The sequence below is a fragment of the Deferrisoma camini S3R1 genome, from assembly GCF_000526155.1.
Lineage (GTDB): Bacteria > Desulfobacterota > Deferrisomatia > Deferrisomatales > Deferrisomataceae > Deferrisoma > Deferrisoma camini.
The window spans coordinates 1,327,099-1,349,652 of record NZ_JAFN01000001.1 but is presented as its reverse complement, the minus strand read 5'-3'; the positions used below and the strand labels follow the sequence as shown (position 1 = coordinate 1,349,652).

19 protein-coding genes are annotated in these 22,554 nt (G+C 69.1%); 10 read left to right on the top strand and 9 right to left on the bottom strand.

Features of this window, described 5'->3' with window-relative positions; all coding sequences use genetic code 11:
* The first annotated feature begins 1 nt into the window (after position 1).
* The 5 genes from cobA to DEFCA_RS22095 all read left to right on the top strand — a co-directional run bounded on the left by cobA (position 2) and on the right by DEFCA_RS22095 (position 4,861).
* A complete protein-coding gene (cobA, locus tag DEFCA_RS0105905; RefSeq protein ID WP_029733647.1) occupies positions 2 to 1,531 on the top strand; it encodes a uroporphyrinogen-III C-methyltransferase in 1,530 nt (509 codons plus the stop codon).
* Positions 1,532 to 1,602: 71 nt separating this feature from the next.
* Positions 1,603 to 2,667 carry a radical SAM/SPASM domain-containing protein gene (locus DEFCA_RS0105900; protein WP_025322109.1) on the top strand — a complete coding sequence of 355 codons (1,065 nt, stop codon included), beginning with the start codon at positions 1,603 to 1,605 and terminating at the stop codon, positions 2,665 to 2,667.
* 84 nt (positions 2,668 to 2,751) lie between these two features.
* Positions 2,752 to 3,777: a uroporphyrinogen decarboxylase gene (hemE, locus tag DEFCA_RS0105895; RefSeq protein ID WP_025322108.1), complete on the top strand. Its 1,026-nt coding sequence runs from the start codon at positions 2,752 to 2,754 to the stop codon at positions 3,775 to 3,777.
* Between the two features lie 215 nt (positions 3,778 to 3,992).
* Complete coding sequence (locus DEFCA_RS22100; protein ID WP_025322107.1) at positions 3,993 to 4,265, top strand: LysO family transporter; 273 nt, start codon at positions 3,993 to 3,995, stop codon at positions 4,263 to 4,265.
* Positions 4,262 to 4,861 carry a lysine exporter LysO family protein gene (locus tag DEFCA_RS22095; RefSeq protein WP_025322106.1) on the top strand — a complete coding sequence of 200 codons (600 nt, stop codon included), beginning with the start codon at positions 4,262 to 4,264 and terminating at the stop codon, positions 4,859 to 4,861. The genes DEFCA_RS22100 and DEFCA_RS22095 overlap by 4 nt, the downstream gene beginning before the upstream one ends.
* Positions 4,862 to 4,875: 14 nt before the next feature.
* Here the strand turns inward: DEFCA_RS22095 and DEFCA_RS0105880 are convergent, their stop codons facing one another.
* The 6 genes from DEFCA_RS0105880 to DEFCA_RS0105850 all read right to left on the bottom strand — a co-directional run bounded on the left by DEFCA_RS0105880 (position 4,876) and on the right by DEFCA_RS0105850 (position 15,266).
* Positions 4,876 to 7,893, bottom strand: a complete 3,018-nt coding sequence (locus DEFCA_RS0105880) for a type I restriction endonuclease subunit R (RefSeq protein ID WP_025322105.1) — start codon at positions 7,891 to 7,893, stop codon at positions 4,876 to 4,878.
* A complete protein-coding gene (rhuM, locus tag DEFCA_RS0105875) occupies positions 7,890 to 8,954 on the bottom strand; it encodes a RhuM family protein (protein WP_084319550.1) in 1,065 nt (354 codons plus the stop codon). Before rhuM ends, DEFCA_RS0105880 begins: the two co-directional genes overlap by 4 nt.
* A complete protein-coding gene (locus DEFCA_RS20340; protein ID WP_084318845.1) occupies positions 8,935 to 10,365 on the bottom strand; it encodes a restriction endonuclease subunit S in 1,431 nt (476 codons plus the stop codon). Before DEFCA_RS20340 ends, rhuM begins: the two co-directional genes overlap by 20 nt.
* A 139-nt stretch (positions 10,366 to 10,504) precedes the next feature.
* Positions 10,505 to 11,098: a four helix bundle suffix domain-containing protein gene (locus DEFCA_RS0105860; protein WP_025322102.1), complete on the bottom strand. Its 594-nt coding sequence runs from the start codon at positions 11,096 to 11,098 to the stop codon at positions 10,505 to 10,507.
* A gap of 110 nt (positions 11,099 to 11,208) precedes the next feature.
* Positions 11,209 to 13,536 carry a type I restriction-modification system subunit M gene (locus tag DEFCA_RS0105855; RefSeq protein WP_025322101.1) on the bottom strand — a complete coding sequence of 776 codons (2,328 nt, stop codon included), beginning with the start codon at positions 13,534 to 13,536 and terminating at the stop codon, positions 11,209 to 11,211.
* A 251-nt stretch (positions 13,537 to 13,787) separates the two neighbouring features.
* Positions 13,788 to 15,266 carry a phosphomannomutase gene (locus DEFCA_RS0105850; protein ID WP_025322100.1) on the bottom strand — a complete coding sequence of 493 codons (1,479 nt, stop codon included), beginning with the start codon at positions 15,264 to 15,266 and terminating at the stop codon, positions 13,788 to 13,790.
* Between the two features lie 177 nt (positions 15,267 to 15,443).
* Between DEFCA_RS0105850 and tpx the strand changes: the two genes are divergently transcribed.
* Both tpx and DEFCA_RS0105840 read left to right on the top strand, forming a co-directional pair.
* On the top strand, positions 15,444 to 15,962 hold the full coding sequence (tpx, locus tag DEFCA_RS0105845) for a thiol peroxidase (protein ID WP_025322099.1): 519 nt from the start codon (positions 15,444 to 15,446) through the stop codon (positions 15,960 to 15,962).
* A 289-nt stretch (positions 15,963 to 16,251) separates the two neighbouring features.
* Positions 16,252 to 16,995: a sulfite exporter TauE/SafE family protein gene (locus tag DEFCA_RS0105840; RefSeq protein WP_025322098.1), complete on the top strand. Its 744-nt coding sequence runs from the start codon at positions 16,252 to 16,254 to the stop codon at positions 16,993 to 16,995.
* A 463-nt stretch (positions 16,996 to 17,458) separates the two neighbouring features.
* Here the strand turns inward: DEFCA_RS0105840 and rpmB are convergent, their stop codons facing one another.
* From rpmB to DEFCA_RS0105825, 3 genes are all read right to left on the bottom strand, one after another.
* On the bottom strand, positions 17,459 to 17,653 hold the full coding sequence (gene rpmB / locus DEFCA_RS0105835) for a 50S ribosomal protein L28 (protein WP_025322097.1): 195 nt from the start codon (positions 17,651 to 17,653) through the stop codon (positions 17,459 to 17,461).
* A gap of 162 nt (positions 17,654 to 17,815) precedes the next feature.
* Positions 17,816 to 18,478 (bottom strand): hypothetical protein, encoded by a 663-nt coding sequence (locus tag DEFCA_RS0105830; RefSeq protein WP_025322096.1) that lies wholly within the window; start codon positions 18,476 to 18,478, stop codon positions 17,816 to 17,818.
* A gap of 152 nt (positions 18,479 to 18,630) precedes the next feature.
* On the bottom strand, positions 18,631 to 19,320 hold the full coding sequence (locus DEFCA_RS0105825; RefSeq protein ID WP_025322095.1) for a metal-dependent hydrolase: 690 nt from the start codon (positions 19,318 to 19,320) through the stop codon (positions 18,631 to 18,633).
* Between the two features lie 620 nt (positions 19,321 to 19,940).
* Between DEFCA_RS0105825 and thrC the strand changes: the two genes are divergently transcribed.
* The 3 genes from thrC to DEFCA_RS0105810 all read left to right on the top strand — a co-directional run bounded on the left by thrC (position 19,941) and on the right by DEFCA_RS0105810 (position 22,381).
* Positions 19,941 to 21,311: a threonine synthase gene (thrC, locus tag DEFCA_RS0105820; RefSeq protein ID WP_029733641.1), complete on the top strand. Its 1,371-nt coding sequence runs from the start codon at positions 19,941 to 19,943 to the stop codon at positions 21,309 to 21,311.
* A gap of 374 nt (positions 21,312 to 21,685) precedes the next feature.
* Positions 21,686 to 22,162, top strand: coding sequence for a YbhB/YbcL family Raf kinase inhibitor-like protein (locus tag DEFCA_RS0105815; RefSeq protein WP_025322093.1), 477 nt, complete (start codon positions 21,686 to 21,688; stop codon positions 22,160 to 22,162).
* A gap of 15 nt (positions 22,163 to 22,177) precedes the next feature.
* Positions 22,178 to 22,381 carry an FmdB family zinc ribbon protein gene (locus DEFCA_RS0105810; protein WP_025322092.1) on the top strand — a complete coding sequence of 68 codons (204 nt, stop codon included), beginning with the start codon at positions 22,178 to 22,180 and terminating at the stop codon, positions 22,379 to 22,381.
* Positions 22,382 to 22,554: the final 173 nt, after the last annotated feature.

Genomic DNA, 22,554 nt, shown 5'->3' with positions numbered 1-22,554 from the left:
CGTGGGCAAGGGATTCGTGTACCTGGTGGGCGCCGGGCCGGGGGACCCGGGCCTGGTGACCGTACGGGCCCGCGAGGTGCTGGGCCGGGCCGACGCGGTGGTGTACGACAACCTGGTGCACCCCCGGGTGCTCGACTGGGCCCCGGCCGGGGCCGAGCGGGTGCCCATGGGAAAGATCGGCCACGTGCACCAGCACTCCCAGGAGGAGATCAACCAGGCCCTCGTGGACCGGGCCCGGGCCGGAAAGGTGGTGGTGCGGCTGAAGGGCGGGGACCCGGCCGTGTTCGGCCGGCTGGGGGAGGAGGCCACGGCCCTGACCCGGGCGGGCATCCCCTTCGAGGTGGTGCCTGGGGTCACCTCGGCGTCAGCCGCGGCGGTGTACGCCGGGTTCCCCCTGACCCACCGGGACCACGCCCCCTCGGTGACCCTGGTCACGGGCCACCGCCGCCGGGACGGCGGCACCGGTCCCGAGATCGACTGGCAGGCCTTGGCCCGGGCGAGCGGCACGGTGGTGATCTACATGGGCATCCGCCAGCTGGGCGACGTGGCCCGGCGCCTGGTCGAGGGGGGCAAGGACCCGGCCACGCCCACGGCCGTGGTGGAGCGGGCCACCTGGCCCGGCCAGCGGGTGGTCACCGGCACCCTGGGCGACATCGCGGACCGGGCGCGGGAGGCCGGGGTGAAGGCCCCGGCCCTGGTGATCGTGGGAGGCGTGGTGGGCCTTCGGGCCCGGTGCGAGTGGCTCGGGAACAAGCCCCTGTTCGGCAAGCGGGTGCTCGTGACCCGGGCGGCCCACCAGGCCGGGGAGCTGTCGGGCTTGTTGCGGGAGCGCGGGGCCGAGCCCGTGGAGCTGCCCCTGATCGAGCTGCGGCCCTGCGGCCACACGAGCGGCATCGAGGCGGCCCTGCGCAAGCTGTTCGCCTACGATTGGGTGATCCTGTCCTCGGCCAACGCGGTGCGGTTCCTGTTCGAGCGGCTCGAAGCCCTGGGCCTGGACGCCCGGGCCTTCGGCGCCGCCCGGGTGTGCGCCGTGGGCCCCCGCACGGCCGAGGCCCTGGCCGGCCGGGGCATCCGGGCCGACGTGGTGCCGGGGCGGTACGTGGCCGAGGCCCTGGTCGAGGCCCTGGCCGCCCACGCCGAGCTCCGGGGCGCGTCGGTGCTGGTGCCCCGGGCCCGGGAGGCCCGGGACGTGATCCCCAACGAGCTCACCCGCATGGGGGCCCGGGTGGAGGTGCTGCCCATCTACGAGAACGTGAAGCCCGCCACCCACCCGGCCGAGGGGCTGCAGGCCCTGAAGGAGGGCCGGCTCGACCTCGTGACCCTGGCCAGCTCGTCCGCGGCCCGCAACTACGCCGACCTGTGCCGGGACCTGGGGGTGCCGGCCGACCGGATCCCGTGCGCCGTGATCGGCCCGGCCACGGAGCGGACGGCCCGAACCCTGGGCCTGCCGGTAGCCGTGGTGCCGGCCGAGTACACCCTGCGGGGCCTGGTGGCCGCGGCAGAGGAGTATTTTTTGGCGCTGGGCGGCTAGGCGGCTGGGCCGCCGGTTTCCTTACGTCCCTTTTGTCCCTTGAGTCCCTCGGACCCCCAGCAGAGAAGCCAATGACACAACCGTTTCTTCCCAAGTGGATCGCGTGGGAAACCACGCAGCGGTGCAACCTGCGGTGCGTGCACTGCCGGTGCTCCTCGGACCTGGAGGCCGCCCAGGGCGACTTCACCACCGACGAGGCCAAGAAGCTCCTGGACGACATCGCCGAGGTTTCCACGCCGGTGATCGTGCTCTCGGGGGGCGAGCCGCTCCTGCGGCCCGACATCTGGGAGATCGCCCGGTACGGCACCGACAAGGGGTTCCGGATGTGCATGGCCACCAACGGCACCCTGGTCACCGACGAGGTGTGCCGCCGGATGCTCGAGGCCGACATCAAGATGGTCTCCCTGTCGCTCGACGGGCCCACGGCCGAGGTGCACGACGACTTCCGGCAGTGCCCCGGCGCGTTCGAGGGGGTGGTGCGGGCCGCCGAGCTGTTTCGCAGGCACGGGGTGAAGTTCCTGATCAACTCGTCCTTCACCAAGCGCAACCAGGCCCACATCGCCGACACCTTCCGGCTGGCCAAGGAGCTCGGGGCCACGGCCTGGTACCTGTTCATGATCGTGCCCACCGGCCGGGGCGAGGACCTGTTCGAGGAGCTGATCTCCAAGGAGGACTACGAGGAGATCCTCGAGTGGCACTACCGCCAGGAGAAGGAGGAGCACGAGATCCTGATGCGGCCCACCTGCGCGCCCCACTACTACCGGATCGTGCCCCAGATGGCGAAGAAGGAGGGCGTGCGGTTCCAGCGCCGCAGCCTCACCTTCTCCACCGGCGGGGGCAAGGGGTGTATCGCGGCCCAGTCCATCTGCCTGATCGACTGCTTCGGCGAGGTGAAGCCGTGCTCGTACTTCCCCATGAGCGCGGGCAACGTGAAGAGGACCCCCTTCCGGAAGATCTGGTTCGAGAGCCCCCTGTTCCAGGACCTTCGGAACTTCAAGGGCTACAAGGGTAAGTGCGGCGCGTGCGAGTTCCTGAACGTGTGCGGCGGCTGCCGGGCCCGGGCCTACGCCGTGAGCGGCGACTACCTGGAGGCCGAGCCGTTCTGCTCGTATGTGCCGAGGAGGCTGGAAAGCTAGGAGGCTGGGAAGCCGGGATGCCTTTCCTTGGGTCCCTTGCGTCCCTTTCGTCCCTGAAACGCCCATCACCGGGAGACACCCAATATGAGCCGAGCCGACCGATTCCTGAACGCCTGCCGGGGCCTGCCCGTGGACACCACCCCGATCTGGATCATGCGCCAGGCCGGCCGGTACCTGCCCGAGTACCGGGCCGTGCGGGCCAAGCACTCGTTCCTCGAGGTGTGCCACGTGCCCGAGCTGGCCTGCGAGGTCACCCTGCAGCCCGTGGACCTCCTGGGCGTGGACGCCGCGATCCTGTTCTCGGACATCATGATCCCCCTGGAGGGGATGGGGTGCTCGATCGAGTTCAACCCCGGACCGGTGTTCGCCGAGCCGGTGCGCACCGCGGCCGACGTGGAGAAGCTCCGGATCTGCGAGCCCGAGGCCGACGTGCCGTTCGTGCTGGACGCGGTGCGGCTCATCCGCCGGGAGCTCGGCGGCCGGGTGCCGCTGATCGGGTTCTCGGGCGCCCCGTTCACCCTGGCGGCCTACATGGTCGAGGGCAAGGGGTCCCGGAACTTCGAGAACCTGAAAAGGATGATGTACGCGGCCCCCGAGGTGTACCGGGCGCTCATGGACAAGGTCTCCGAGACCGTGATCCGGTACCTGAACGCCCAGATCGCGGCCGGGGCCCAGGCCGTGCAGGTGTTCGACACCTGGGGCGGCATCCTGTCGCCCGCGGACTACGCCGAGTACGTACTGCCCTACTCCAAGCGGGTGATCGCCGGGCTGGACCGCAGCGTCCCGGTGATCCACTTCGTGAAGGGCTGCGGGCTGCTCCTCGACCACATCCGCACGGCCGGGGGCGACGTGCTGGGCATCGACTGGCACATAGACCTGGCCGACGCCGTGGCCCGGGTGGGGCAAGAGTTCGGGGTGCAGGGCAACCTGGACCCGACGGTGCTCCTGGGCCCCCGGGACCTGGTGGTGGAGCGGGCCCGCGAGATCGTGGAGAAGGGCCGGCCGGCCAAGGGCCACGTGTTCAACCTGGGCCACGGCATCCTGCCCATGGTGCCGGTGGACAACGTCAAGGCCCTGGTCGAGGCGGTCCACGAGGCAGGGGCGGGCTAGAAGCTAGAGACTAGAGACTAGAAACTGGAAACTAGATCCCGGGAGGGAGGGGGAGGGGCGGCGCGGCGCCGGTGGCCCGGCGGGGCAGGGGCGAGCTAGAAACTAGAGACTAGAAACTGGAAACTAGAGGCTGGGTCTTGGGAGGCTTGGCCCGATGCCTAAAGGGGTTCGCCTCCCAGCTTTCCAGCCTCCCAGCCGTCCGAAAGGACCCGAACGTGTTTGCGTACTTGGCCTGCCTTGCGGCCGGGATCGCCCTGGGAGTCGTCCTGGGGGCCCGGCCGCTTCTTCGTCGGTTGCAGCAGCGGTTCTTGCCCGCCACGATCCTGGGGCTCCTCTTTTTCATGGGGGTGGGGATCGGCCGGGACCCGGACCTGCCGGCCAAGATCGGCCGGTTCGGGTGGAACGCGCTCGTGGTGGCCGTGCTCGCCGTGGCCGGCAGCGTGGCCGCGGTGTGGGGGCTCGACCGGCTGGCCCGGAGGCGGCCGTGACCGCGGCCCTGGTGCTCAGCGTGGTGGCCGGTGCGGCGGCCGCCCAGGCCGGGCTGCTGCCCGAGGCCCTGGTGGCCCGCAGCAGCGACCTGACCCGGTGGGCCCTGTACCTGCTGCTGGTGTGGATCGGGTACGACATCGGCCGGGACCGGGCGGCCCTGCGGCGGCTCTTCACCGCCGACCGGTACGCGTTCCTGGTGCCCGTGGGCACGGTGCTGGGCACCCTGGCCGGGGGGTGGTGCGCGGCCTGGGTCACGACCCTCGGCCCGCGCGAGAGCCTGGCCGTGTCGGCCGGGTTCGGGTGGTACAGCCTGTCGGCCGTGCTGATCGCGGACGCGGGCCTGCCCGACCTGGGCTCGGTGGCGTTTCTGGCCAACGTGCTCCGAGAGCTCCTGGCCATCGGCCTGATCCCGGTGGTGGCCCGGCGGCTCGGGCCCTACGTGGCCGTGGCACCGGGCGGCGCCACCACCATGGACACCACCCTGCCCCTGATCGAGCGCTACGCGGGCGACGCCGCCGCGCTCGTGGGCTTCGTGAACGGCTTCGCCCTGAGCGCGCTGGTGCCGCTCTTGGTGCCGCTGCTCCTCGGCGTGTAGGGGTCTGCGCCCCCCTACGCCGCCTGCTCCTCCTCGTAGGTCAGCCCGAACACCGTGTCGGTGAGCCAGCGCTTGAACCCCTCGTCGTCCATGAACCGGCGGAACAGTTCGGTGTCGTCCTGGAGGATGGCGGTCATCACCCGGGCCAGGGCCTTGTCGTGCTCGATCCGGGCGTTTTGCCGGTCGGAGTGCCGGCGGGCGTTCCGATAGGCGGGGTCGGCCGCCACCCGGGCCGGGATCTCCTCGGTGATGAGCCGGCGGACCCGGTCGGCATCGCTCCAGGGGATGTTCCCGAACCGCTCGTTGAACTCCCGCACGATGTTCGAAAGCCGGTCGAGCTCGGGCTCGGGCTTGTGCCCCCCGCCCCCGGCCGGCACCGGGTCGATCTCGGCGTCCCGGTCGTCCAGGGCGATCCGCATCGCGGCCTGCTTCTCGACCCGGTAGCTCTCCATGTCGATCGCCTCGAGGATGCCCCGGGCCAGGTCCTCCTCGGCCGGGGCCGGGAGCTTCGGCACCAGGAACTCCAGAAAGATCGAGAGCTTCTCCCAGGGGGCGTGGGTGTAGGGCAGAACGGCCGACAGGAAGTTGTAGGTACGCAGGAACGCCTTGGCCTTGCCCTTGAACTCCACCTGGCCGTCCTCGTCGAGCTCCGTCAGGTACGCGGCCACCGCCTGGTCGAGGAACGGGTCGAGCCGGTCCCGGGGCGCGCCCGCGAGGTAGAGCCGCACGAACTCATCCACCCGCTCGGGCGCGTACACCTGGTAGCCGTCGAGCGCGGCCTTGAGGTCGTGGAGCTTGTTCGGGTCGGTCTCGTCGGCCAGGATGGTCCGGCGGTAGTAGGGCTCGAACGCCTTCCGGATCACCTCGGGATCGTTCACGAAATCGAGCACGAAGGTGTCGTGCTTCTTGGGATGGGCCCGGTTGAGCCGCGAGAGGGTCTGCACCGCCTTCACGCCCGAGAGCACCTTGTCCACGTACATCGTGTGCAGGAGCGGCTCGTCGTAGCCGGTCTGGAACTTGTCGGCCACCACGAGGAACCGGTAGGGGTCCTGCCGGATCTTCTCGGGGATCAGGTTGGACGGAAACCCGTTCAACGTAGCCTCGGTCACCATCCGCCCGCCGTGGTCGTACTGCCCCGAAAACGCCACGACGGCCCGGTAAGGGCTCTTGCGCTCCCGCAGGTACGCCTCGATGGCGTGGTAGAACCGGATGGCCCGCTCGATGCCGCTCGTGATCACCATGGCCCGGGCCTCGCCCCCGATCTTCCCCCGAGCGAGCACCTGGTCGTGGAAGTGGTCCACCATGATCTCGGCCTTGAGCCGGATCGGGTGGTCGTGGCCCTCCACGAACCGCTTGAGCTTCTTGCGGGCCCGCTTCACGTCGAACTCGGGGTCGTCCTCCACGGTCTTCACGAGCCGGTAGTAGCTCTTGACCGGGGTGTAGTGGGCGAGAACGTCCAGGATGAACCCCTCCTGGATCGCCTGCTTCATGGTGTAGACGTGGAACGGCCGGTGCTTCACCGTGCCGTCGGGCTGAGGATCGGGTTCGCCGAAGATCTCGAGGGTCTTGTTCTTGGGCGTGGCCGTGAACGCGAAGTAGCTCGCGTTCGGCAAGAGCCGCCGGGCCTCCATGATCCGGTTCAGCCGGTCCTCGAAGTCCTCCCCCTCGTCCCCCGCCGCCCCGGCCAGGGCCTGGTGCATCCTCGCCGTGGTCCGGCCGCCCTGGCTCGAGTGGGCCTCGTCGATCACGATGGCGAACCGCCGGCCCGCGTGCTCGGCGCCGATCTCGTCCAAAATGAACGGGAACTTCTGGAGCGTGGTGATCACGATCTTCTTGCCGCCCTCGAGGAACCGCCGCAGATCCCCCGAGCGCTCCGCATGGCCCACCGTGGCGCTCACCTGGGCGAACTGCCGGATCGTGTCGCGGATCTGCCGGTCGAGGATCCGCCGGTCCGTCACCACCACGATCGAGTCGAACACCGGGGCTCCGTCCCGCTGTAGCCCCACGAGCTGGTGCACGAGCCAGGCGATGGAGTTCGACTTGCCGCTCCCGGCCGAGTGCTGCACCAGGTACCGCCGGCCCGCCCCGTGCCGTGCCGCGTCGGCCAGGAGCTTTCGTACCGCGTCGAGCTGGTGGTAGCGCGGGAAGATCTGCCGCCGGAGCCGGCGGCCCGTGTCGGGGTCCTTGGTTTCCACGAGGTGGGCGTAGTTTTCGAGGATGTCGGTCAGGCTCTGGGGGGTGAGCACCTCCTTCCAGAGGTACTCGGTCTTGAGCCCGTTCGGGTTCGGCGGGTTTCCGGCCCCGTCGTTCCAGCCCTGGTTGAACGGCAGGAACCAGGAGGCCTTGCCCTTGAGCTCGGTGCAGAACCACACCTCGCTGTCGTCCACCGCGAAATGGGCCACGCACCGGCCGTGCTGGAAGAGCGGCTCCCGGGGGTTGCGGTCGCGCTTGTACTGCTCGATCGCGTCGTGGACCGTCTGCTTCGTGAGCCGGTTTTTGAGCTCGAACGTGAACACCGGGAGCCCGTTCACGAAGAGCACGAGATCCAGCGCCCGCTGGGTCTCGTCACGGCTGTACCGCAGTTGCCGGGTCACGCTGAACCGGTTCTCGCGGTAGAGTTCCTGGGCCCTCTCGTTCCCGGGCGAGGGCGTGCCGTAGAAGAGCTCCACGTGGTGCGGCCCGTGCCGGACGCCGTTCCGGAGCACGTTCACCACGCCGCGCTTCGCCACCTCGCCCTGGAGCCGGGCCAGGAACTTCCGGCGGGTGGGGCTGTTGGCCGTGAGGTCGAGGGCCTCTGCCACCTCGGGCTGCGTGACGTAAAGAAACGTTCTGAGTTGCGCCAGGTCCACGCAGTAGTCCCGGTCGTAGTCCTCGGGCCGGCCGCCGATCCAGCCGGAGCCCCCGAAGCCCTCGGGCCGCTCGCCGACCGCCCCGGGCTCCGGCACCGTGCCCGGGTCGCAGGCCGACCCCGTGAGCGCGGTGCAGATCAGCCGTTCCAAGCCCCGTTCGGTCGTGTCGGTTGTCCGCGTCATCTCCGCTCCCCCATGCCCGCCCGGTTCTTCCGGATCAGTGCCATAAGCACCCGAATCACTGTATCCCGGTCCTCGGCCGCGCTCTCCGCGATGAGGAGCGTGACCGCCACCAATCCCTCCTGCGAGATGGCGGGTTCACCGTCGGCCCCGATCAGCGCGCCGTTTTTGTCGAGAAACCGTAGGAACAGCGCGGCCCCAATCCGCTTGTTGCCATCCACGAACGGGTGGTTCTTGACGAGGAAATAGAGGAGGTGCGCCGCCTTTTCCTCCAGCGAAGGGTACAGGTCGCGGCCCGCTGCGGTCTGGAACACCGTTGCCAAGGAGCTTTCCAGTGCGCCCTCCCGGGCCTCCTGGCCGAACAGGGGGGAACCACCGAACCGCTCCTTCAGTACAGCCACCACGCGTCGGGCCTCGTCGGGTGTGATCGCCTCGGCCGGGAAGTAGTCCTCGCTGGGCGGAGGAAGGCGGTTGTGGTCGTACGCGTCGAGTAGGTCGAGTGCGTAGCTGTAGTCACGCAACACCCGCAGTAGCGCGCCGGCTTGGTCGCTCGAAAGTTCCGGGTGGCCCGCGGCCTTGCTCACCACCCTGATGGTCTGGCGCAACTGCTCTAAGCGACGGGCGTTTACCGTGTATCCCTTGAGCAGGTGGTCACGCAACACCCGGGTTGCCCAGATGCGGAACTGGGTCCCCCTCTTGGAGTTGACCCGGTATCCCACGGAGAGGATGGCGTCGAGGTTGAAGTGCTCGATCTGTCGGGTGACGGTCCGTCCCCCTTCTTGCTGAACTGTTGCAAATTTTGCAACAGTTGACTCCCGGTCCAGTTCACCCTCCCGGAACACATTGCGCAAGTGCCTGGAAATCACGGACTTGTCCCGCCCGAAGAGTTCTGCGATCTGGTTCAAGTTGAGCCAAAGCGTGTCCTGCTCGAGTCGCACGTCCACCCGGACCCCGTGAGCGGGGTCCTCGTAGATCACCACCTCGCCGTGCGGCGCACCGATCGAGGTAGCCTTCCCGCTCCCGCCGGCGGGGCTTCCCGAGGCTTTACCCTTGGTCGTCGTCATCCTCCGCCCCCGGGTCTTCCTCATCCGGCTCATTGCCGGCCTCGTCGTCTTCCGGCTCGAGGTCGTCCAGGTCGGGTTCCTCCTCGGGCAGCCGGGCCGCCACCTCGCGTACGTCCAGCTTGCCCGTGACCACGTCGGCCACGAGCCTGGTGCGAAACTCCTGAAGCAGCTCGATCTCGCGGCGTGTGGCGGCGATCGTGGCGTCGAACGTCGCGAGTTGCGTTTCGATGCGCTCGACAATGGCGGATTGTTCGGCCGGAGGCGGCACCAATACTGGGAATTTGGTCCAATGTTCCATGGGTAGTCTTTTTGTCCCGTGTCCCGCCTCATCGATCAAGGGTGCTAGGGCATCTTGGTTTGTATTGAGGAAGTGTACGATGAATTGAGGTAAGATGCCAGTATGAGTGACAAGTGCTTTCATATCTTGGTTGATTGTTACTGGCGCACTAGTCCACGCGATCGGTATATGTCGCGCAAGGATCATGCCCCTTACGACGACCAGGACCGCGGGTGGTTCGATAACGTGCAAAGGGGTCTCCGCGAGAGCCTGATCTGTCACCCGGATGATCGAGTCCCGGATCTCGGCATGCTTCATGTCTTTCGGGGTGACCCACGGGATTGCGCCGCCCCAGTACTCCGGCTTATCCATGCTCGGTGTCATTCCGCCAACCACGCTGCCGGCCCGCCCCAGTGCACGGATCTCCCAATGCTCCGGCACCTTGCCCAGCCATTCGACGCCCGAGTCTTTGTAGGCGGGGTAGGGCTTGCCGGTGCGGACGTCGGTCTGGCCCGTGACGGTCTGGTGGATGAGGGCCTGCTTGTACTCCTCGAGCAGCTCGATCCGCCTCCGCCGCGCCCGAATCACCCGCCGCACCCGCCGGTCCACATAGTCCAGAAACCGCACGATGGCGGTTTGTTCGGGGAGGGGTGGGAGGGGGAACTGAATTCGCTCCACTTGGCCGGAGGAAAGATGTTTTACAGTCGTTGACCATGTCACATCGTTGATCACCTTCAGAGGTCGCGGTAGCAAGTACGCGAGGAACTTTTCCGTCGCAGGGTTCGCGCTCCTGACACAACACATTCGCTGGTTAAGCAGGGCAGGTTCGGACCCCCTCCAGATACCAACGTTGAAGTCGCCATCCATTCCGATGAGGACATCTCCCGGATTGACCCTGGCGGCCTCAACAAACGGTCCATCGTACCGAACTGCTGTCTGCGTTTTGTTGAGATCACGAATGCGTATCAGCGGGACACCAGCCGGCTGTGAAAACCTCCCTGAGTCGAACGGATAACCGTTGATCACCCGTGCAACATCGCGGACCTTCCGCACCTCCCAATGTGCCGGCACCTCCCCCAACCACTCGACGCCGGAGTCCTTGTACACGGGGTAGGGTTTGAGGTCCTTCAGCATCACAGGCCCTCGAGCCAGCGCTTGATCCACAGAGCCATGAGCCTGGGGCGCTCCGAGAGGAATCGTCCGTAGTCGAAGAGGCTCCCGTCTTCCAACCTCTGCATGGACATCGGCTTCCCGGCCCTCCTTTCGGGTTCGGTTACTTGGTGCGGCGTTGGGGTGGTCCGCGCCTCTTGCGCCGTTGTTCCTCCCGCGCCTCGAGGCGCGCACGGGTCATGCGCTCGCGCAGGCCGCCCTCTTCGAGAAAAGCCTTTTCCAGTTGCCCGATCTGCCGGTCGAGCAGGTACGTCGTGATCTTGATGAGCCCGATGATGGCGTTGGCCGCGATGGCCGGGTCGGGGTGCTCCACGGCCCGGCGGAAGGTCTCGTAGTCGGCGCCCGGGGTCCGGGCGAGCTCGGAGAGGCGCCTGGCGTAGGGATGGTTCTTCGGCCACTCCTCGATCCCCCGGAGCCGCAGGAAGTCCCGGTAGTCCTCCAGCAGCTCCTCCAGGCTCGCCCGGGCCACGTTGGTGAGCTTGATCTCCATCTCTTTTGATGTGCCCGAGGCCATGCTCGCCTCGACGATGTTCTGCTTGCCCGACCGGGCCGCCTGCACCATCTGGTCCACGGTGCGGTCGCGCCGGTCGAACCAGCGCTCGCAAAACCGCACGGTGGCCTCGTACACCACGAGGGCCCGCTGGTAGCTCAGGAGCTTCTTGTACCCGCCGTGGGGCGGAAGAAACCGGTCAGGCATGGTGTGCCTCGGTTTCGCCAGAACCACCAGGACTCAAGGGACCGAAGGGACGCAAGGTGGCTGCGCCTCCCTTTTGTCCCTCGAGTCCCTTGGGTCCCTGGCCCTTACCCTCACCTTTTCCCCAGAATCTCCGCCAACAGCCCCTCGGCCTCCCTCTCCACCGCCAGGAGGTCGGCGCGGATCTCCACGAGGGAGCGCAGGGCCTTGGGTTTGTAGAAGTAGCGGTTGAAGCTGATCTCGTAGCCGATTTTGACCTTGCCCGGGTCGTACCAGGCGTCGGGGGCGTAGGGGAGCACCTCGCGCCGCAGGAACGCCGCGATGGCCTCGGCGGTGTCGGCCTCGGAGGGCAGGTACCCGGGCTCTTGGCAGCGCGGGCACTCGAGGAACGGGATCTGCTCGGTGTCGCGCAGCTCGGTGTCGGGCTCGTACTGCACCACCCGGGGCCTGCCTCGGATCGTCACCTCGAACAGGCCCCTGAGAGGGTCGGGCGCGGTGCCGGCCTTGTGGATCTTGCGGATCACCGGCGGGGCGTCGCCGGCCCGCTTGCTGGTTTCGCGGAGTTTCCGGATCTCGGCCGCCGTGTAGGCCCGCTCGGGGTCGATGCCTTTGAGCCGCAGGGGCCGCTCCACCGTGACCTTCCAGTACCCGAAGGCCGCGTTGGGGAAGATCTTCGACTGCTCGGTTTCCTCGAACCCGAGGAACACCTCGCAGATCCGTTCGATGTCGGCCTCGGACAGCTCGCAGTTCTTCTTGCCCAGGTTCTTCCGGAGCGGGGTGTACCACCCGGTGGCGTCGATGAGCTGCACCCGGCCCCTGCGGTGGGCGGGTTTCCGGTTGGTGAGCACCCAGATGTAGGTGGCGATGCCCGTGTTGTAGAACATGTTGAGCGGCAGGGCCACGATGGCCTCGAGCCAGTCGTTCTCGATGATCCAGCGCCGGATGTTCGATTCGCCCTGTCCGGCGTCGCCCGTGAAGAGCGAGCTTCCGTTGTGCACCTCGGCGATTCGGCTTCCGAGCGCCGTGCCGTGCTTCATCTTGGAGACCATGTTGGCGAGGAAGAGCATCTGGCCGTCGCTCGACCGGGTGACGAACGAAAGCTCCTCGCCGCGGTGCTGCACGATGAAGCGCGGGTCGCGGATGCCCGATTTCCCGCCCAGGCGCTCGAGGTCGCCCTTCCAGCTCTTGCCGTAGGGCGGGTTTGACAGCATGAAGTCGAACTCCATGGAGGGGAAGGCGTCGTTCGAGAGGGTGGAGTGCTCGGGCCCGCCCACGATGTGGTCGGCCTCCTCGCCCTCGCCCTTCAGCAGCATGTCGGCCTTGCAGATGGCGTAGGTCTCGGCGTTGATCTCCTGGCCGTAGAGGTGGGTGACCACCTGCTTGCCCCGCTCGGTCGCGAGCCGGCGCAGGGTCTCCTCGGCCACGGTGAGCATGCCGCCGGTACCGCAGGCCCCGTCGTAGAGGAGGTAGGTGCCCGACTCGATCTTGTCGGCGACGGGCAGGAAGATGAGCCGGGCCATGAGCCTTACGGCGTCGCGGGGGGTCCAGTGCTCGCCGGCCTCCTCGTTGTTCTCCTCGTTGAACCGCCGCACCAGCTCCTCGAAGATGGTGCCCATGGCGTGGTTGTCGAGGCCCGAGAGCCGCACCGAACCGTCGGCGTTTCGCACGGGCTCGGGGCTCAGGTTGATGCTGGGGTCGAGGAACTTCTCGATGAGGCTCCCCAGGGCGTCGGCCTTGGAGAGCCGGGGGATCTGGTTGCGGAACTCGAAGTTGTCGAGGATCTCCTGCACGTTGGGCGAGAACCCGTCGAGGTAGGCCCGGAAGTCGGCCTCGAGCTGCTGGCGGCTCCCCCGGGCCCGGAGGTCGCGCAGGGTGAAGGGCGAGGTGTTGTAGAAGGCCTGGCCCGCGGCCTGGCAAAGCGCCGTCTCCTGGTGCACGAGGCCGACCTCGTCGAGCCTCCGCTTCATCTCCAGGACGGCCTCTTTGGTGGGCTCGAGCACGGCGTCGAGCCGCCGGATCACGGTCATGGGCAGGATGACGTCGCGGTACTTGCCCCGCACGTAGAGGTCGCGGAGCACGTCGTCGGCGATGCCCCAGATGAAGTTGGTGATCCAGGTGAGCTGCGCCGGCTCGGCCTCGGCCGGGGCGTGGGGCCGGGCCGGGCCGGGTTTCGGCTGGGGCTTGGGCTGTTCGCCGGCCGATCGGGTGGCTTCCGGTTTCGCTTCGGGGGCCCCGGCGGCCGCGGCCGGTTCCACGAGCCGGACCGACCCGCCCCGGCCCCTGCCGCGAACGATGCGGCCCTCGCGCACGAGCAGGTCCACCAGCGCGGTGTAGGTGCCGTCGGCCACGCCCAGGTCGTTACGCAGGGCCTGGTTTCCGGCCGAGCCACCCCGGGTGGCCAGCACCTCGAGGAGCCTGCGCTTCAGGGCTTCCATGTCCATGTTCGCGACACCTCCGTACAATGGACAAACGAAAACCGGCCGCCCCGCGCCCTCGTGGGGGCGGGGATCGGCCGGTTGGTGGTTTTGCATTACGTTCGGTGTGCCACGCGGCCCCCTTTCTGCTGGCGGCGGCGATTGTAGCCGGGGGCGGGCGCCCGGAGCAAACGCCGGGTCGGCGCCCAAAGGGCCGAAGGGACGTGAGGGACACAGGGGCCGCCGCCCCTTGCGTCCCTGCTGTCCCTTGGGTCCCTTCAGACTCTCCAGGTCTCCATCACCTCCAATGCCTCGCGCAGGAGCTCCAGGGCTCGCTCCTCCGAGTCGGCCTCGGTGTAGCACCGGAACTCGGGCGCGTTGCCCGAGGGCCGCAGGTGCACGACCTCGCCGGACCGAAACGTGACCCTGAGCCCGTCGGTGGTGTCCAGGGAGGCCACCGGCCCGAACCGGCGGTCGAAGGCGGCTTCGACCGCCTCGGGCCCCCCGGCGATCAGCTCCTCGACCCGGGCCCGGCTGACCTCGGTGGGGAACTCCTTGAGGCGGTCGCTCGCGGTGTACCGTGGGGGCAGGGCGGCCCGGAGTTCCGAGACGGTCTTCCCCTCGCGCACGGCCAGCAGCAGCACCCCCAGGATCGCCACGGCCGCGTCCCGGGTGGGCAGGGGCGCGAGCTCCCCCCGGTCGAGCCGGATCGGCGAGGCCGTGAGGAACCCGCCGTTGGCCTCGTACCCCACCACGGTGCGAAACCCCTCGGCCGCGGCCCTGGCCATCCCCTCGATCACGTAGGGCGACCCGATCCGGGTCCGCACCACCTTCCGGAACCAGCCGCACTTCTCCACGGCCGTGTTGCAGCTCACCGGGCACACCACCGCGTCGGCCCCCAGGAGCCGGGCCACCAGGATGCCCAGCACGTCGCCCCGGAGCCACCGACCGGTCTCGTCGGCCACCAGGGGCCGGTCGCTGTCGCCGTCGGCCGACACGAGGGCGTCGAGCCGGTGCTCGGCCGCCCACTGCCGGGCCAGGTCCACGTCCTCGGGCCGGATCGCCTCGGTGTCCACCGGCACGAACCGGTCGCTCCGGCCCAGCCGCACCACCTCGGCCCCGAACCCCTCGAGCAGCTCGGCAAGCAGGTCCCGGCCCACGGCCGAGTGCTCGTACAGGCCCACGCGCTTCCCGGCCAGGAAGCCCTCGGGAAAGGCCTCGAAGTACCGATCCACGTATCGGCGGCGCGCCGTGGGGTCGTCGGGCCCCAGCGCCGGGGCTTGCCGCAGCGCGCCCCGGTCGTCGAACGCCTCGTCAGGGACCTCCACCACCTGCTCCCGGATCGCGGCCTCGTCGCGTTTCAGGATCTCGCCGCCGGGCCGGGTGTACTTGATGCCGTTTCGGTCCTCGGGGATGTGGCTGCCGGTCACCATGACCGAGGGGATCCCCTCGGTCATGCCGTACAGGGCCAGCGCGGGGGAGGGCAGCAGCCCGCAGTGGCGCACCCGACCGCCCCGGTCGGCCACGGCCCGGGCCACGGCCCGCAGGATGCGGGGGGTCGAGGGCCGGTGGTCCCCTCCGATGGCCACGGGCGTGTCGGGGCCGAACTCGCCCAGGCGCTCCAGGTGCTGCAGAAAACCCAGGGTGTAGGCGTAGGCCACCCGGTCCGTGATGGCCTCGGCCAGGCCCCGGGCCCCGCTGGTGCCGAACTTCACCCCGCTTTCCTCCATCAGGTCCTGAATTCGAACCGAGCTCATGGCGCTCCCTCCTCGCGCTGGGCTTCCTCGGGTCGGGTTTCGAGCCGAAACCATGGGGCTGTTCGGCCCCGGCGTCAAGCCCGGCCGGGCTTGCGGCCCGACACCGGCGGGGTATCCTCGGTGGTCCCCTGGCGCGCGGCAAGCCCCGCCGCGCCCGACGACCGAGGAGGAGCGACCATGGACCGACGAAAAGGAATCGTGACCCTGGCGGGCAACCCGATGACCCTGCTGGGCCCCGAGCTGAAGCCCGGCGACCCGGCGCCGGCGTTCACGGTGGTGGACGCCGACCTGAAGCCGGTGGGGCTCGGTGACCTGGGGGGCGGGGTGCGGCTGTTGAGCGCGGTGCCCAGCCTGGACACCCCGGTGTGCGAGCTCCAGACGAAGCGGTTTCACCAGGAGGCGGCGGCGCTGCCCCCGGAGGTGACGATCGCCACGATCTCCATGGATCTGCCGTTCGCCCAGAAGCGGTTCTGCGCCACCCACGGGATCGACCGGATCCGGGTGCTCTCGGACTACAAGGACGCCTCGTTCGGTCTGGCCTACGGGGTGTTGATCGAGGAGGTGCGGCTCCTGGCGCGGTCGATCTTCGTGATCGGCCCGGACGACGTGGTCCGGTACGTGGAGATCGTGCCCGAGGTGGGGACCCACCCCGACTACGACCGGGCCCTGGCCGCCGTCCGCTCCCTGGCAGGGTGAGACCCCCGCCCCGCCGCTTCCCCGCCGTTCGCCTTGCCAAACATCCCGGGACCACGGCATCCTGAACGGGCTGTGGGCAAACGGGCCGCCGTCCGCCCGTGATCCGGGTGGGGTGACGGCGGGCCGAAGACCCGAACGGGGGCCGTTGCTGCCCCCGGTCAGAGACTAGAGACTAGAGGATCTGGGACTTCGGGTCCATTCCCTGGTCCCTCGCCCCGGCTCCGATGTAGAGGCGGGCTTTCGACCGGCGACCGACGACCGAAGCTACGGGCAGAAGGGAGGCGAGCGGGTGACGGACTACGCGCTGCTGTTCGGGGTGGGGCTGGTGGCCGGGGCCTTGAACGTGATCGCGGGCGGGGGGTCGTTCCTGACCCTGCCGATCCTGATCTTCCTGGGGCTGCCGGCCACGGTGGCCAACGGCACGAACCGGGTGGGGATCTTCCTCCAGAACGTGGCTGCCGTGTGGGGGTTCAACCGCCACAAGGTGATGGACTGGCGCTACGTGCTGTGGGCGGCCGTGCCGGCCACCTTCGGGGCCGGCCTCGGCACCTGGGCCGCGGTGAGCATCGGGGATGCGGCGTTCCGAAGGGTGCTGGCGTTCCTGATGATCGCGGTGACCCTGTGGACCCTGTGGGATCCCCTGCGGAAACATCGGGCGTTCCTGAACCCCGGCGACCGGCCCCGGGTGGGGTGGCTGGCGGCCGGATTCTTCGTGGTGGGGATCTACGGTGGGTTCGTGCAGGCCGGAGTCGGGTTTCTGATCCTGGCCACCACCACCCTGGCCGGGCTGGACCTGGTGCGGGGCAACGCGGTCAAGGTGTTGAGCGTGCTGGTGTACACGGCCCTGTCGCTGGGGCTGTTCGCGTGGCAGGACAAGGTGGTGTGGGACCTGGGCCTGGCCCTGGCGGTGGGCACCGTGGCCGGCAGCCAGGTGGGGGTGAGGCTCACGGTGCTCAAGGGCCACGGGTGGGTCAAGGGGGTGGTCACCGTGGCGGTGGTGGTGTTTGCGGTGAAGCTGCTGCTGATGGGGTAGGGAACGGGGGCGTGCGGTCGTCGGTCTCTGGTCAGCGGTCTGATACCAAGTTGCGTTCAAAGCAAGATCCATCCCGGGGGGGCCGGGGCAAGGAGCCTGGTTCCGGCCGTGCGTGAGTGCAGCATCCGACTTACGCCGCACCCGGCACTCAGCCCTATACTCCTTGGACGCTGGGAAAACGAACCTTGACAAGGCATGTTCGGGATTGTCGCGAGGCAAACATCGGCTGAGAGCCGGGTGCGGCGACTGTAGGAGCCACGCCCGGCGCTCCACCAGGCTCCTTGCCCCGCCGGTTCAGGGGTCTGATGGCTTTGAACGCAACTTGGTATGAGGGCAGGGACCCGATAGCGCAGGGGATACGGTGGGATCGGGCGCCGAAATGGCGACCGAGGACCGCGGTTACGAAAAAACGGGCCGGGAGCTCTTGCTCTCCGGCCCGTTCGGGCGTCGCGGGTTCGGGGTGCTACGATACCGCCTTCTCCACCCGGTTCGAGCGCAGGCAGCGGGTGCACACCTTGATCCGGCGGGTGCTTCCGCCCACCTTGGCCCGCACCACCTGGAGGTTGGGCAGCACGATCTTCTTCGTGCGGTTGTTCGCGTGGCTCACGTTGTTGCCCCGTGTGGGGCCCTTGCCGCAGATTTCACACCGTCTGGCCATGGGACGTTCCTCCTCCGGATCCGTGCGAGGGAAGGCCCCGGGCCTTCCCGGCTGGGTTCGTGTGCACCGCCCCGGTCCGGCTGGATCGAGAAGGGGGGCGGCAACAAAGGCCCGCCTTTCTACCACGAATCTGGAGCGGACTCAAGCCGAAGGGGCGCGCCCTCAGGAGAAGGGTTTCCACCAGGAGCGCTTCTCCCCCGTGAGCCGGTAGGTGCGGCCCCGGCTCTTCAGCTCGTGGAGCTCGTCCTCCAGCTCGATGATCCGCTTGTCGCGCTCTTGAATCTGCTCCCGCAGGGCCTGCACCTGTTCCTTGAGCTTGCGGATCACCGTGTCCCGGGGGTCCGGCCCCCGGGCCGCGGGCGGCGGGGGAGAAGCGGCCGGCTCGGGCGGGGCCTCGGCCGTGGGGCCGTCCGGCGGCGCCGGCCAGGACAGGGAGTAGTGCTTGAGCCTCAGGACCACGCTGGGGGGGAGCCGGAAGGTCTGGGCCTCGCCTACCCTCCACCCCGCCGGCCCGGGCTGGCACGGATGCACCCGGAACTGCTTGGTCTCCAAAAACGCCCACAGGAACCGGAGGTCCTCGGGCTGGTCGGGGTACAGCCGCAGGTCGTAGCTGACCGGCTCGCTGGGGATGTCGTACAGGAGGATCGACAGCGCGACGCACCCGTCGTCCTCCCGGTTGATCTCGATGCCCAGATCCGCCTCGAACGCCTTGGCCAGGTCCGGCACGCGCACCAGGAAGTGGGGCAGCCCCGACCGGTTCAGGTCGTGTACGATCGAGGCCTGCTCCAGGGCTTCGGCTGCTTCGGGGTCGAGTTGGAACTTCACCGTGGGTAGCCTCCCGGGGGGCGTGGTTGCGGCACCGGGCTCCGGAGTCCGACGAACCTCCCGACCCTCCGGCTTCGGGCGCCGGACCGAAAGCATACTTCAGGCGGGGGGGGCGATCAACGGGGGGCGGGCGGCCGCCCCCCCGGGCCGGGTCAGCCGAACCGGTGGGTGTCGCCGAACCCGATCACCACCACGTCGGCTCCGTGCCCGCCGGCCAGGGACGCGAACTCGCCCGGGCTCTGCACCAGCACGTCGAAGGTCGCATAGTGCATGGGCACCACGTACCGGGGGCGGATCAGCTCCACGGCCTTGGCCGCGTCCTCGGGCCCCATGGTGAAGTTGTCGCCGATGGGCAGGAACGCCACGTCGATCCGGTTCATCTCGCCGATGAGCTTCATGTCGTAGAACAGCCCGGTGTCGCCGGCGTGGTACAGGGTGAGTCCCCCCAGCTCGAGCACGAAGCCGCAGGGGTTGCCGGTGTACTCGGTGCCCTTGTCCACGAACGCCGAGCCGTGGTGGGCGATGGTGAGCTTCACCCGACCGAACTCGAAGCGGTGGCCGCCCCCGATGTGCATGGGGTGCACCACGGCCCCCCGGCGCTGGCAGAACATGGCCAGCTCGAACGGGGCCACCACCGGCGCACCCGTGCGCTTCGAGATCTCCACGGCGTCCCCCAGGTGATCGGCGTGGCCGTGGGTGACCAGGATCGCGTCGAGCCGGTCGAAGGCCTCGGGCCCGACCCGGGCGTTGGGGTTGCCCGAGAGGAACGGGTCGATGAGGACCCGGTGGGCGCCGTCGTCCAGCAGGAAGCAGGCGTGTCCGTGGTAGGTGACGTCGACCATGGGAACTCCTCCTTTCGCGGGTGTCGCCGAAGCGGCATGTGGATAATCGCCCTCGGATCGGCCGGCAGGGCCGAAAAGCCGGGGCGGATCAACGGGTTTTTCATAATATATTGAAATCGTTGAGTGTTTATCGTTGCACAAAAAATGTGCGATTTGGCCAGGGGCCCTTTGGTCCCGGAGGTTTTCCCGGGTATCCACACCGTCGTCCACACGTTATCCACAGGCCCGTGTGGAAACGGAATCCGCCCCCGGCGACCGCCCCCGGGGGCGGATTCTGCTCTAGTACCCCAAAGGCCCGCGCCGCCGCAACCTGCCCTTGACCCGCGGCCGGGTTTGCCCGTTGAATGGGGGTGGTCCGGCCCGCCGCGGGCGCCGCAACGGTGCCCGGCGGCGGGGCATGGGGGCTGCTTCCGGCCGCGTGCGGCCCTCCAACAGCCCCGTGTCCCGGACCGTGATCCTGTAACCGCTAGGAGAGTCTCAGGCCTTCTAGCCTCCCAGCCTCCTAGCCTTCCAGCCTTTTGGCCTTTCAGCGGGCCGAAGGCCCAAAGAGGAGTCCCGTGCTTCCCGAAGAGATCCGAGATCTGACGGGCATCGACGTGATGCCCCACCATCGGCCCCGCATGGTGTACGCCTGCATCCGGTGCGGGGCCACCGAAGACCTGGACCGGCTGCTCTACACCTGCCCCTCGTGCGGGGGCCTGCTGCGGGTGCGCGACGAGAACTTCGAGGCGCTCCGGGACCGCGGCGGGGACGAGTGGCGCCGGGTGTTCGACCTGCGGCGGGCCGTGGGGGTGGAGGCCCTGCAGGGGATTTTCTGCTTCCACGAGCTCGTCCTGCCCCACGTGCCTCTGGAGGACGTGGTGTACCTGGGCGAGGGCCACACCCCGCTCGTGCGGGCGAACCCCGAGCTGGCGGACTGGGTGGGCGCCGAGTTCTTCGTCAAGAACGACGGCCAGAACCCCTCGGCCTCGTTCAAGGACCGGGGCATGGCGAGCGCCATCAGCTTTCTGAACCACTACCTGCGCACCCGCCGGCCGGGCACGGTGCTGGGCATCTGCGCCTCCACCGGCGACACCTCGGCCGCAGCCGCCCTGTACCTGTCGTACCTGCCCAAGGCCGCGGTGCGCTCGGCCGTGCTCCTGCCCCGGGGCAGGGTGACCCCCCAGCAGCTCTCCCAGCCCCTGGGCAGCGGGGCCCGGGTGATCGAGGTGCCCGGGGTGTTCGACGACTGCATGCGGCTGGTGGAGGAGCTGGCCGACCGCTACGAGGTGTTCCTGCTCAACTCCAAGAACCCGGTGCGGATCAACGGCCAGAAGTCCTTCGCCTTCGAGGTGGCCCAGCAGCTGGGCTGGGCGGTGGAGGACGCCACCGTGGCCGTGCCCATCGGCAACGCGGGCAACGTCACCGCCATCCTGGAGGGGTTCTGGGACCTGCGGCGCCTGGGCGTGACCGACGGGCTGCCCCGGATCCTCGGAGTGCAGAGCGAGCACGCCGACCCCGTGGCCCGGTGGCGGAGCACCGGCCGGTACGAGCCCGTGCGGGTGCGGCCCAGCGTGGCCCAGGCCGCGATGATCGGCAACCCGGTGTCGTTCCCCAAGGTGCGCCAGCTGGTGGAGGAGGAGTACCGGGACCGGTTCACCTGCGTGAGCGTGACCGAGCAGGAGATCCTGGACACCATGCTCCACGTGAACCGCCACGGCCACGTGGTGTGCACCCAGGGCGGAGAGGCCGTGGCCGGCCTGCGCAAGGCCCTGGCCCAGGGGCTGATCCCGGCCACGGGCCGGTTCGTGTGCGACTCCACCAGCCACCAGCTCAAGTTCGCGGGGTTCCAAGAGGCGTATTTCGCGGGTACTCTGGACCCGGAGTACGAGGTGGAGCCCCGGCCGGAGCTGGTGAACCGCCCCGTGGCGCTGGAGGCCTCGGCCGAGGCCGTGGCCGAGCACCTGGGCCTGCGGCCCAGGAAGGCTGGGAGGCGTCCCAACGTCCTATGAACCCGGCGACAAATTAGGCGCGTCACCTCGGAGGGCGGGGCAAGGGACCTGCCTCCGGCCGGGCGCGAAGCCGGGCATGAGATTCGCCGCGCAGGCACGGGACCGAAGAGCTGGTTTCCTGACAACTCTGTGGAATTCGAACCATTTCGCGGTCCAAGCGTCAGAGGCACTGCGCGGCGAGCTAAGGGGCCGCGCCCGGCTCTCCGACAGGTCCCTTGCCCCTCCGACCAGGGAGCGATAGCGCCTGTTTATCCGCCGGGGTAATGACGTCCTAACGTCCCGACCCGACGGACCGACGACCGATGACCAACAACCTGTTCCTCGCGGTGTGCGCTTGTGCGTTGGGCATTGCGGTGTTCCGAGGAGGTGACGCCATGGCCTTCGAGATCCGCTCCCCCGCCTTTGCCGCCGGCGCGGAGATCCCAGTGCGCTACACCTGCGACGGGGACGACGTGTCCCCGCCCCTGGAGTGGACCGGGGTGCCGGCCGGCACCCAGAGCCTGGTCCTGATCGTGGACGACCCCGATGCGCCCGACCCCCGGGCCCCCCGCATGACCTGGGTCCACTGGGTCCTCTACAACCTCCCGGCCGAGACCCGCGGGTTGCCCGAGGGGGTGACGGCCTCGGACCTGCCCCCTGGCACCGGCCAGGGGCTCAACGACTGGAAGCGCACCGGCTACGGCGGGCCGTGCCCGCCGGTGGGGCGGCACCGGTACTTCCACAAGCTCTACGCCCTGTCCGAGCGGCTCCCCGACCTGGGCACCCCCACCAAGGCCGCCCTGCTGCGGGCCATGGAGGGAAAGATCCTGGGCAAGGCCGAGCTGGTGGGGACCTACCGGCGGGCCCGCTGACCGGGGGAGGGTGCCGTGCCGCTGTACGACTTTGCCTGCCGGGGGTGCGGCCACGAGTTCGAGGCTCTGGTGCGGCCGGGCAGGGTCCCGCCGTGCCCCCGGTGCGGGGCACCGGACCCGGAGCGGAAGCTCTCGCCGTTCGCCGTGGGGGGCGGGGCAGGGGCCTCCGGCGGCGGGTGCTCCGGGTGCACCGCCAAGTCGTGCGCGGGGTGCCGGTGAGCCCCGGTCGTATCAGGGGTCAGAATTCAGCGGGCAGTGGACAGGAAAAACCTTCCGCGTTGTAAAGCTCCTCGCAGAGTGTGCACCCTGCCCGAACTTCTGCCTTCTGACCTTTGGCCTCTGACACCCAAATCGCGCAGGCCCCCTGCCGCGGCCGCCAGGGCCCGGGATCA